We start from the raw sequence: 9,813 nt of genomic DNA, 5'->3' as shown, positions 1-9,813 counted from the left end.
CCGACGGTGAAGATGTTGAGAAGAGGCGCCCACCGCCCCGATTTCCCGGAAGACCGAGAATTTCAGGCTGGAGGAGCCGGCGTTGATGACCAGGATGGCGTTGCCGCCACCCGCGTTCTGGCTGGTCATGACGGTCGCCCCTCTCACTCGGCCGCGGCGGCGGCGCCACGGCGGCGGGCGGCGGCGGCCAGGACGGCCACGGCGCAGGACGCCAGACGGGTGCGCACGTTGTCGGCGCGGCTGGTCAGGATGATCGGCACGCGGGCGCCGAGCACGATGCCGGCGGCGTCGGAGTTCGCCAGGAAGGAGAGCTGCTTGGCCAGCATGTTGCCGGCCTCCAGATCGGGGACGAGCAGGATGTCGGCCTGACCGGCGACCTCGGACACGATGCCCTTGGTGCGGGCGGCCTCCAGGCTGATGGCGTTGTCGAAGGCCAGCGGGCCGTCGAGGATGCCGCCCTTGATCTGGCCGCGGTCGGCCATCTTGCAGAGCGCGGCGGCTTCCAGCGTCGAGGCGATCTTCGGGTTCACCGTCTCGACCGCCGACAGGATGGCGACGCGCGGCGTCTCGACGCCCAGCACCTTGGCGAGGTCGATGGCGTTCTGGACGATGTCCACCTTGTCTTCCAAGGTCGGGTAGATGTTGATCGCCGCGTCGGTGATGAGAAGCGTGCGCGGGTAGGTCGGCACGTTCATCACGAAGACGTGGCTGAGCCGCCGGCCGGTGCGCAGGCCGGTTTCCTTGCGGACGACCTCGGCCATCAGCTCGTCGGTGTGCAGGCTGCCCTTCATCACCGCCTCGCACTCGCCGGAGCGGGCCAGCCGGACGCCGGTCTCGGCCGAGGCGTGGGAATGCGCCACGTCGACGATGCGGTAACGGCTGATGTCCAGCCCATGGGCCTCGGCGACCGACTTGATCTTGGAGGCCGGTCCGATCAGCACCGGGTCGATCAGGTTGGCCTCGGCGGCCTCGACGGCGCCCTTCAGCGAGCTCTCGTCGCAGGGATGGACGACGGCGGTCGGCACCGGGGGCAGCGATTCGGTCTTGCCCAGCAGCTCGTCATGGCCGTCGTGGCGGATGACCTGGACCTGCGGCAGCTCGTGCGCGGCGCGGCGGACCTTCCTGGTCGGCGCGATCACCTCGGCGAGGCCGGAGACGACCTCCTTGCCGTCCTGGTTGCGGGCCACGCAATCGAAGACGACGATGTTCTTCTCGGCGTGCTTCTCCTTGGCGGTGACCGTCACGGTGATGACGTCGCCCAGGCCCACCGGGCGCTTGAAGCGCAGGTCCTGACCCATGTAGATCGTCCCCGGACCCGGCAGCAGCGTGCCCAGAACGGCGGAGATCAGCGAGCCCGACCACATGCCGTGACCGATCACCTTGTGGAACTGGCTGTCCGCCGCATACTCCTCGTCGAGGTGGGCGGGGTTGATGTCGCCGGACACCGTGGCGAACAGCTCGATGTCGGACATGGTCAGGCGCCGCGACAGGCTTGCCTGCTGGCCGATCTGGATTTCCTCGAAGGTGACGTTCTCGATCATGGCGGATGAGCCGTTCTTGCCGAAGTCGGGGGTGGCGGGCGCGGTAACACGGTCCATAGAGAAGCTCCTCAATCGGATAGCGGCTCGGAATCGCATGATCCCCGGGCCGAATCCTCCCGGCCTGCGGATCGCCCTGTCGTCCGCGGCCTTTTTGTTGGACCCCTGGATCGGCCGGCCCGGGAGGAGCCGCCCGCCAAGGGCCGGTTCGGGGTGCCCTGAATAGCGTGGCACCGTGAAAGAGATGTGACAGGGTGGCGCATTTCACGGTTCCGTTGCGGTGCAACAATGTCGCACCCCTCTGCCACCGCCGATCTCGCCGCCTCGCCGCACCCCACGCCGCCCGTCTTTGCCGATCGGCGGAAATGTCGTTCCGTCACGGTCTTACGACGGCCGAAGGTCTCACCCCATGACCTATGTCAAGCGGTTGGAAGACGGATTCCGTTTACTTTCCGGTAACACAATCCGCTCGCGCAGCATTGTATCACTGAGCAGGCGCAGCATGGCAAGACCTTGCGCGTTGGAGCGCTCGATTGGCGGAATGTTGAGCTTTCCGTGAAAAATTGACCATGGAACCGACCCATCCCTGCCGATTCCGCGGCGCACACACACGCCGTGCGCATGGCGGGAGGCTCAGGCGCTCGCCACCGACGTGGTGGGTTCTTCGGGCAACGGGTTGTGACGGTCGCCGACCATCACCACGGAAATGGAGAAGACCGTGCCCTTGCCCACGCGCGACCGCACGTCGACCTGATGGCCCAGGATCTGCGCGGTGCGCCGGACGATCGACAGCCCGAGTCCCAGCCCGCGCCCGCTGTCCCGCTGGTCGGAGCCGCAGCGGTAGAAATCGTCGAAGATCAATTTGAGCTGGTCGGCGGGAATGCCCGGCCCGGTATCCCACACCTCCACCAGCGTGTGCCCGTCGCGGCGCCGGCAGCCCAGCAGGATCGTCCCGGTTTCGGCGTAGCGCAGCGCGTTGACCAGCAGGTTGCGCACCATGCGCTCCAGCAGCACCGGATCGCTGAGCACATAGGCGGAGGTCGGCACCATGCGTAGGACCATGCCCTTGTTGGCCGCCTGCTCCGCGAATTCGCGGTTCAGCCGGTCGGCAATGTCCTGGAACGGGAAGACGGTGGGACGCGGCTTGACGTTGCCGGCCTCCAGCGCGGAGGTGTCGAGCAGCGTGTTGAGCAGCGTGTTGCCGGCGGCGATCGCCTCCCCCAGCTTTCCGGCCACCTCCAGCTGCTTGGCGTCCGACAGGCGGGCGGACAGGATGTGGTGGAACAGGCTCATCGCCTGGAAAGGCTGGCGCAGGTCATGGCTGGCCGCGGCGAGGAAGCGCGACTTGGCCCGGTTGGCCCGCTCCGCCTCGGCGTGCGCCTCGGCCAGCGCCTCGCGGATGCGCACGCCGTCGGAGATGTCGATGGCGGCGCAGATCACGCCCGACACCCCTCCGGCGTCATCCCTCAGCGGTTCGACGATCAGGTCGAACACCTGCTCCGCGCCGGGCGCCGACCCGACGCGGACCTCCTGCCGGGAGCCGGTTCCGGTGTCCAGCACGGCCCGCTTCACCGCGTCCAGCCGCGCCGCGTCGTCCGGCGCGTGGATTTCGGCGTTGGTCCGGCCGATGAAGGTTTCCGCCGCCCGTCCGGTCTGCGGGTTGTACATCCACATGTAGCGAAGGTTGCGGTCCAGGCTGAAGACGGCGACCCGCGAATGGCGCAGCGCCATGCGGAACCGTTCCTCGCTTTCGCGCAACGCGCGGGCCATGGCGGCGCGGGCGCGGGCCTCGGTCACCAGAAAGCGCTTGGCCTGCGCCTCGCGCCGGGTGTAGCCGGCCAGCGCGCCGGTCAGCAGCAACCCCATCCCCAGGACGATCCAGGCCGGATAATCCACCGGCACCAGCCGCGGTTCGGGCGGAATCGCCAGCGCAAGGGTCCAGCGCCGCCCGCCGATCACCAGATCGCGCTCGAGCACCGCCTCGCCGCCCTTGCGAAGCTCGCCGAAGGGAACGCCCTCCTGGTTCGCGGACGGGACGGCAACGTCGCGGGACGCCAGGACGCGCCCGCCGTCACCCGCCGGCCCGTCAAGCAGGTACACGGCCCCATGCAGGCCGTCCACACGGTTGCCCGCCTCCTCCAGAAGGCGGGTGATGCCGAAGACCGAGGAGACATAGCCGACGATTTCCGCGCAGCGATCCGCCCCGTCCATCTCGTCCACGGGGTAGCGGTAAACGGGAAGATACAGGCCGATGCTGCGCCCGGTCTCCCCCCGCGGACGCGGCGGCAGCGCCTCCGTCGCCGTCAGTTCGCCCGACGCGCAGGCCCGCGCCAGCACCTCCGCCCGGTTGGGCAGGGACAGGATGTTGATCCCCTGACCGAAGGCCCCGCCCCGCTCCGGCTCCATCAGCGTGTTGACGAACAGATCCCCATGGGTGGCCGTCGGGGCCGTGCCGGGGATGTCGCCGCCCGTCTCGCCCGCGTCCCGGACGGCGAAATCCCGGCGGCCGGCGGCCCGCATCGCCGCCTCCAGCGCAGGAACCTCCGCCGCGGGCACCCGGCTTACCCAGACGACCGACCACAAGCCGGGATAGAGCGACATGATCGGCCGGACCGCCGCCGAGAATCCGTCGCGGGTGGCCGGACGGGGGTCCGAAAAGGCCGAGCGCAACGTGCGCAGCAGCAGCGCATGGCTGCCGATCCGCTCCGTCAGGGCGTCATGGAACTGGGCGAACTGCCGCTCGTGCTGCGCGCGCTCCGCCTCCCGGTTGGCGGCGCGCATCTGGAAAAAGGCGCCAAAGGTCAGCGTCAGGCCCGCGGCGACCAGCACCGGAACCGCAAACGAGACCCGCCCCTTTCTGGCCAGCAGCGGCATTGCACCCGTTCCCAACGGCGTTTTCACCAAAATCGTCGGATCATCCGACTATAGCAAGCAGTCCGGCGCCTCGTTAATGGAAAAGCCCTTATCCTCCCAAATGGATAGTCGGTTCCGGCGAGGATACGGAGCGTCCCGACTATTGATTGTCATTTGCAGAGGGATTGCGCTCTCATTTCGATGTCGATTCTGCAATACAGCGCGCAACGCCGCACCCAAGCGTCGGAAGCGACCCGAAACCTTCTCAGGACTTCAGTCGCTCGCGACCGAGAAGCCGCGCCACGGCGCCTCGCAGGGCCATCGGCGCCACCGGCTTGTGAAGCAGCGGATAGCCCGACAGCCGCGCCTCGCGCAGGCGCATCGGGTCGGTGTCTCCGGTCAGGATCAGGCCGGGCAGCGTGGCGTCGAGCGCCTTGCCGATCTGCCGGATGGCGACGATTCCGTTCATCGCACCCTTCAGCCGCAGATCGGAGATGACGAGATCGGGCGCCTGCGGACCGGGGCCCAGACGCTCCAGCGCGGCGTCCACCGAGTCCGCGGCGATCACCGCGCAGCCCCACTGGCCGAGCAGCGCGCCCAGCGCCTCCAGCACCATCGGGTCGTCCTCGATGACGAGAACGCGGGCGCGGCTGACATCCTCGCTGGGCGCCATGACGTTGACTCCGGCGGGGCTGGCGGACTCCGCGAGCGCCGGCGGCTCGTCCGCGCCATCCGCGGCCCGCGGCACCAGCACCGCCAGCATCGTGCCGCGGCCGGGTGCCGAGGTCACCTCCAACCGGTGCCCCAGCCGCCGCGCCAACCCGCAGGCCAGCCGCAGCCCGAGGTCGATCACCGACGGATCGCCCGCGCCGTCCGGGCGCTGGAGTTCCGCCCGCAGGGTGCGCAGATGTTCGGGCAGCAGTCCGCGCCCGGTGGACCACAGTTCGATCCGCAGGTCCGGTCCCCGGCGGCGGCAGCCGAGCACGACCCGCCCCCGTTCGGTGTGGCGCAGGGTGTTGGCGATGAATCCCTGGAGAATGCGCTCCAGAAGCGAGGCGTCGGTGGCGACCCGCACCGAGCAGGGCAGCACCGAGAAGCGCAGCCCCCGCCCGTCGAAGCGGGGAGCCGCATCAAGCGCGACCCGGGTCAGGAGGCCATTGACCACGGGCGTGCCGATGTCCGGCTGCACCAGACCGGCCTCCAGCCGCACGAGGTCGAAATGCCCGTCCACCATGCCGCGCAGCGACTGCACCGCGTTGCCCATGGCGTTCAGCAGGTCGCGCGCCGCCGGATCGTTCAGGGTGCCGCCCCGCCCTGCGGCGCTCTTCCCGCCGCCGCTGGCCGCCCCGTCGAGCCGCCCTTCCAGCGCCCCCAGCAGCAGCGACAGGGCGGCCAGCGGCTGGCGCAGGTCGTGGCTGGCCGCGGCGAACAGCCGGCCCGACAGATCCGCCCCCGCCGTGGCCCCGTTCGCGGTGGCGCTCTCTCCGCCGGGGCCCTCTCCGGCGGTGCGACGGACGAACCCCCCGCCGCTGAGCGGCCAGTCGATGACGGTGTGGCCGGCCGGCAGACCGCGAAAAAGAGGGGCCAGAGTTTCCGGCAAGGCGCCCTGGATCAAGAGGCGCCCGGCGCTGGGCAGCGCCTCCGCCTCCTCGTTCCAGGCGGACAGCCGGTCGTTGGCGTCGAAGACCAGGACCGCGCCACGCCGTCCCGCGCCTTGCCGATATGCTCCCTCGCTCGTCACGGGCGGCATCCCCCATTGCGTGCACGCGGTTTTCCCGGCGACCGCAAGCGGCCCCGTGCAATCCAGGCTACGGAAGCGGCGTCCAGGATCAAGCCCGCCGTTCGTCCGACCCCTGCAGGATAATCGGGCCGCAGCACGCCCCCGCCGCAAGAACGATCCGGCACAACGCCCGAAGCCGCTGGCCACCCGAACAGTTCGACGTATTTTTATTTAAAAGTCAAGAAAAGGCGCTGAATTGACGCCGCAACCTCACAATAACACGATGGATTGTCGCAATTTGTCGGTTGCATGTTTCTCGAATCTTTTCGACTATGCGACCAATGGATGCCGTGACCGAAACCCCTTTCCGCGACCGACTGCCGGAGGCGGCGACGCCGGCCGGCGCGGAGAATCCTGCGCTTTCGGGCGGCGGATGGACGGGTACCGGTGGATTGGCCGGCGATGCTTTGGCCGGTGCGGCGATGGCGGCCCTCGCTGATGGAATCGGCGTCCTGGCCGCGGTCCGTGACGCCACGGGCACCATCGGCGATTTCGAATGGCTGACGGCCAACCGCGCGGCGGAGCGGCTGTTCGGGCATCCCCTGGCCGGGCGCCGGCTGCGCGCGGACGATCTTCAGGATGGCGGGGAAGCCGGTCTGTTTGCCTGCCTGGCCGACTGCCTGGCCGAGAAGCAGGCGGTGCGGCGCCTGGTGATGGCTCCCGGCGGGGCGCGCTGGCGGATCGCCGCGACCCCGTTCGACGCCGGCATTGCGGCGCCGTCCGTCTGCGTGACCCTCGTGGAGCTTGGTCCCGAGGTTCCCGCCGTGCCGGAATCGGACCGCGCCCACCGGGCCAAGGCGGAATTCCTGGCGCACATGAGTCACGAGCTGCGCACCCCCCTGAACGCGGTGCTGGGCTTTTCCGAAGTGCTGCTGGCGGAGACCTTCGGCCCGCTCGGCTCCCCCCGCTACCGCAGCTACGCCGCGGACATCCACGCCAGCGGCACGCATCTTCTCTCGCTGATCGACGGCATCCTCGACCTGTCGCAGAGCGAGACCGCACGGACGGAAATGCAGGAGGAGGCCATCAATGTGGCCGATGCCGCCCGTCAGGCGCTGACCCAGGTGGGCGACAAGGCCGCGGCCCGCGGCGTGGACATCGGGGAGGATCTGTCCAGGGACCTGCCCCTCCTCTACGGCGACGCCCGGGCGCTCCAGCGGATGCTGACCAACCTGCTGTCGAACGCGGTGAAGTTCACCCCGTCGGGCGGGCAGGTGATGCTGTCGGCCAGCCCCATGCCGGACGGCGGAATCGGGCTGATGGTGGCCGACACCGGCGCCGGCATCGGGGAGGACGAATTGGCCCGCGTCCTGGAGCCCTTCGGCAGCGCCGACATGGCTGTCCCCCGCGGCGCCACCGGGACCGGCATCGGCCTGCCTGTGGTCAAGCGGCTGATGGAGATGCACGGCGGTCGACTGGACCTGTACAGCGAGCCTGGCGCCGGCACGACCGCCATCCTGATGTTCCCGCCGCGGCGCAGCCTGCCTCATTCCGCCTCTCATGGGGCCGCCTCTCATGGGGCGGCCTCCTACGGCATGACCCACGCGGGCGCCCGCGCCTGACCCTTTCGCGCCGTCTGTATTCGACGAAAGTGCCTTGGCAAAGGCACGCAGCCGGGTCATTGTGCCGTTCCGTTCCCGAACTGTTCTGTTTTTGCATGGCTGATATCCTGTTGCAGGGCGATGAGCCGCCGATCCCGGCGAGCGGCGCCGTTCCGATCTTCCGTGGGGTGCGCCGGGCGTTGGCCGCGCGCGGCTTCGTCAGCATGGCGGAGTTCCGGCTGGCCAGCGGCCGCCGTGCCGACGTCCTGGCGATGGACGGCGCCGGCACCGTCGTCATCGTCGAGGTGAAAAGCTGCGTGGCCGACTTCCGCTCCGACCAGAAATGGCCGGAGTACCGGGACTGGTGCGACGCCTTCTACTTCGCCGTGGACGATGCCTTCCCGGCAGAGATGATTCCCGACGACTGCGGCCTGATGGTCGCCGACGCCTATGGCGCTGAAATCCTGCGCGAGGCGCCGGAACACCGGCTGGCCCCGGCGCGGCGCAAGGCGCTGACCCTGCGCGCCGCGCTCACCGGAGCCGGACGCCTGCACCGGATCGAGGACCCGTCCTGGACCCAGGACACCTCGCCGGTGTGAGCGCCCGGCGCACCCGTTCAATCCGACCGAAGGTCCATGGCAAAGCCTCGCCAAGCCGGTGTAATCTGCGCCACGAACGGGAACGGGCAGGCGGACATGCACGCGAAGGACGTCGGGCCAGCCGCTGCGGCGCAGACGCACCATCGGCGCAACAGCCTGCGGATGGGCCCCCTCAGGGTCGGCGCCCCTTGGATCGGTGGATTGGCCCTGGCCGCGTTGCTGGCCGGTGCCGGCGCCGGCGGCTCCGTCTGGCTCGCCCTGGCCGAGACGGATGCCCGTGCCCGCGGCCAGGCCGCCCGGAGCCTGGATGAGGCGCTCGACCTCATGCGCGTCGCGGAGCTGGCCGCCGGGCTGTCTTCCAGCGCGGCGGAGCTGGAATCGGCAGGCACTGCCCAGCGCCGTTTGACCGCCCACAACGCGCTGCGCCAGAGGACGCAACAGCTCACCGCCATGCTGGAGGCCCTGCCGCGGGATTGGCATGCGGAACTGCGGTTCGCCGCCTTGGCCCTCCGCGCGGAAGCGGACGAGCTGAACGCCACGGTGGAGCGCCGGCTGGCCGGGCGGAGCAGCCTCCAGGACCTCACCGAACAGGTGGCGGGCCGCAGCGAGGCGCTGGCGGCGGCGCTTGCCGCCGTGCACACGGCATCACAGGACGACGACACCATCCGCCGGATCGACGGCTCACGGCAGGCGGTGGCCCTCCGGCTGCTCGCCGCCGGGACGGCGCCGGTCTCGGCCGCCGGGGCGCGGGCCGATTTCCGCAAGGCCGCGGGTGCGCTGTTCGACGCCCTGAACGATCTGCCGATCGACGCCGCCAGCCCCCGCCGCGCCGACGCCGCGCGCCAGCTCGTCGCGCTGGGAATGGACGAGCAGAATGTTTTCGACCTGTGGCAGGAACAGGAGGCGCTGACCGCCAAGGCGGCGGGGATCGCCACGCTGCTGAGCGGCACCGCCAGCGACCTCGCCCGCAGGGCCGGCCGCGGTGCGCTGGCCCTGCGGGACGGTCTGCGGGATGGGATGGGCGCACCGAACATCCCGCGGGCGGGGGGCGAATTGTCCGCCGCCGCCCCCGCCGGGGTCGGGCTGCTCACCGGATTGGCGGTCCTGGCGGTCGGCCTGGGCATCGCGCAGACCCGTGCCCAGCGCAGCGCGCCGCCCGATCCGGACAAGACGGAGCAGGCCGGCGCGACGAGCGACCGGCCCTCGCTGCGCGTCCTGCTGGCGGAGGACGAGCCGGTCAGCCAGCAGGCCGTGGCCGCGCTGCTGCGCCGCGCCGGTCACGAGGTGACGGTGGTGGGCAACGGCCGGGCCGCCCTGGCGGCGGCGGAGCGGGAACGCTACGACCTCGTCCTGATGGACGGGCAGATGCCGGACATGGACGGCGTCGAGGGGACCCGCCGCATCCGGGGCCTGCCCCGTGGGGCGGGAAGCATGGGGGCGGGGGAGGGCGGGAGTGGGGCCTGTGGCATATACCCATACGAGGAGGCCGGGGGAGGACACCG

At 70.3% G+C, this 9,813-nt stretch carries 6 protein-coding genes; 3 read left to right on the top strand and 3 right to left on the bottom strand.

Going from position 1 to position 9,813, the window contains the following annotated elements; translation table 11 throughout:
• Positions 1–143: 143 nt before the first annotated feature.
• From GBZ26_RS22245 to GBZ26_RS22235, 3 genes are all read right to left on the bottom strand, one after another.
• Positions 144–1,598 carry a bifunctional enoyl-CoA hydratase/phosphate acetyltransferase gene (locus tag GBZ26_RS22245; protein WP_425514927.1) on the bottom strand — a complete coding sequence of 485 codons (1,455 nt, stop codon included), beginning with the start codon at positions 1,596–1,598 and terminating at the stop codon, positions 144–146.
• Between the two features lie 573 nt (positions 1,599–2,171).
• Positions 2,172–4,412, bottom strand: coding sequence for a CHASE domain-containing sensor histidine kinase (locus tag GBZ26_RS22240; protein ID WP_174440729.1), 2,241 nt, complete (start codon positions 4,410–4,412; stop codon positions 2,172–2,174).
• 244 nt (positions 4,413–4,656) lie between these two features.
• A complete protein-coding gene (locus GBZ26_RS22235; protein ID WP_345772058.1) occupies positions 4,657–6,132 on the bottom strand; it encodes a hybrid sensor histidine kinase/response regulator in 1,476 nt (491 codons plus the stop codon).
• A 329-nt stretch (positions 6,133–6,461) separates the two neighbouring features.
• On the opposite strand from GBZ26_RS22235, the gene GBZ26_RS22230 reads away from it, so the two are divergent.
• The 3 genes from GBZ26_RS22230 to GBZ26_RS22220 all read left to right on the top strand — a co-directional run.
• Positions 6,462–7,733 carry a sensor histidine kinase gene (locus tag GBZ26_RS22230; RefSeq protein WP_343207222.1) on the top strand — a complete coding sequence of 424 codons (1,272 nt, stop codon included), beginning with the start codon at positions 6,462–6,464 and terminating at the stop codon, positions 7,731–7,733.
• Positions 7,734–7,828: 95 nt separating this feature from the next.
• On the top strand, positions 7,829–8,311 hold the full coding sequence (locus tag GBZ26_RS22225) for an MmcB family DNA repair protein (protein WP_174440727.1): 483 nt from the start codon (positions 7,829–7,831) through the stop codon (positions 8,309–8,311).
• 96 nt (positions 8,312–8,407) lie between these two features.
• Positions 8,408–9,813: response regulator (locus GBZ26_RS22220; RefSeq protein ID WP_247884868.1), on the top strand; the 1,406-nt coding region annotated here is incomplete at its 3' end.

Source organism: Azospirillum formosense (assembly GCF_013340925.1).
GTDB classification, from domain to species: Bacteria; Pseudomonadota; Alphaproteobacteria; order Azospirillales; family Azospirillaceae; genus Azospirillum; species Azospirillum formosense.
Note: the sequence above shows the minus strand (reverse complement) of the source record. Positions and strands in the feature narration are given on the sequence as shown.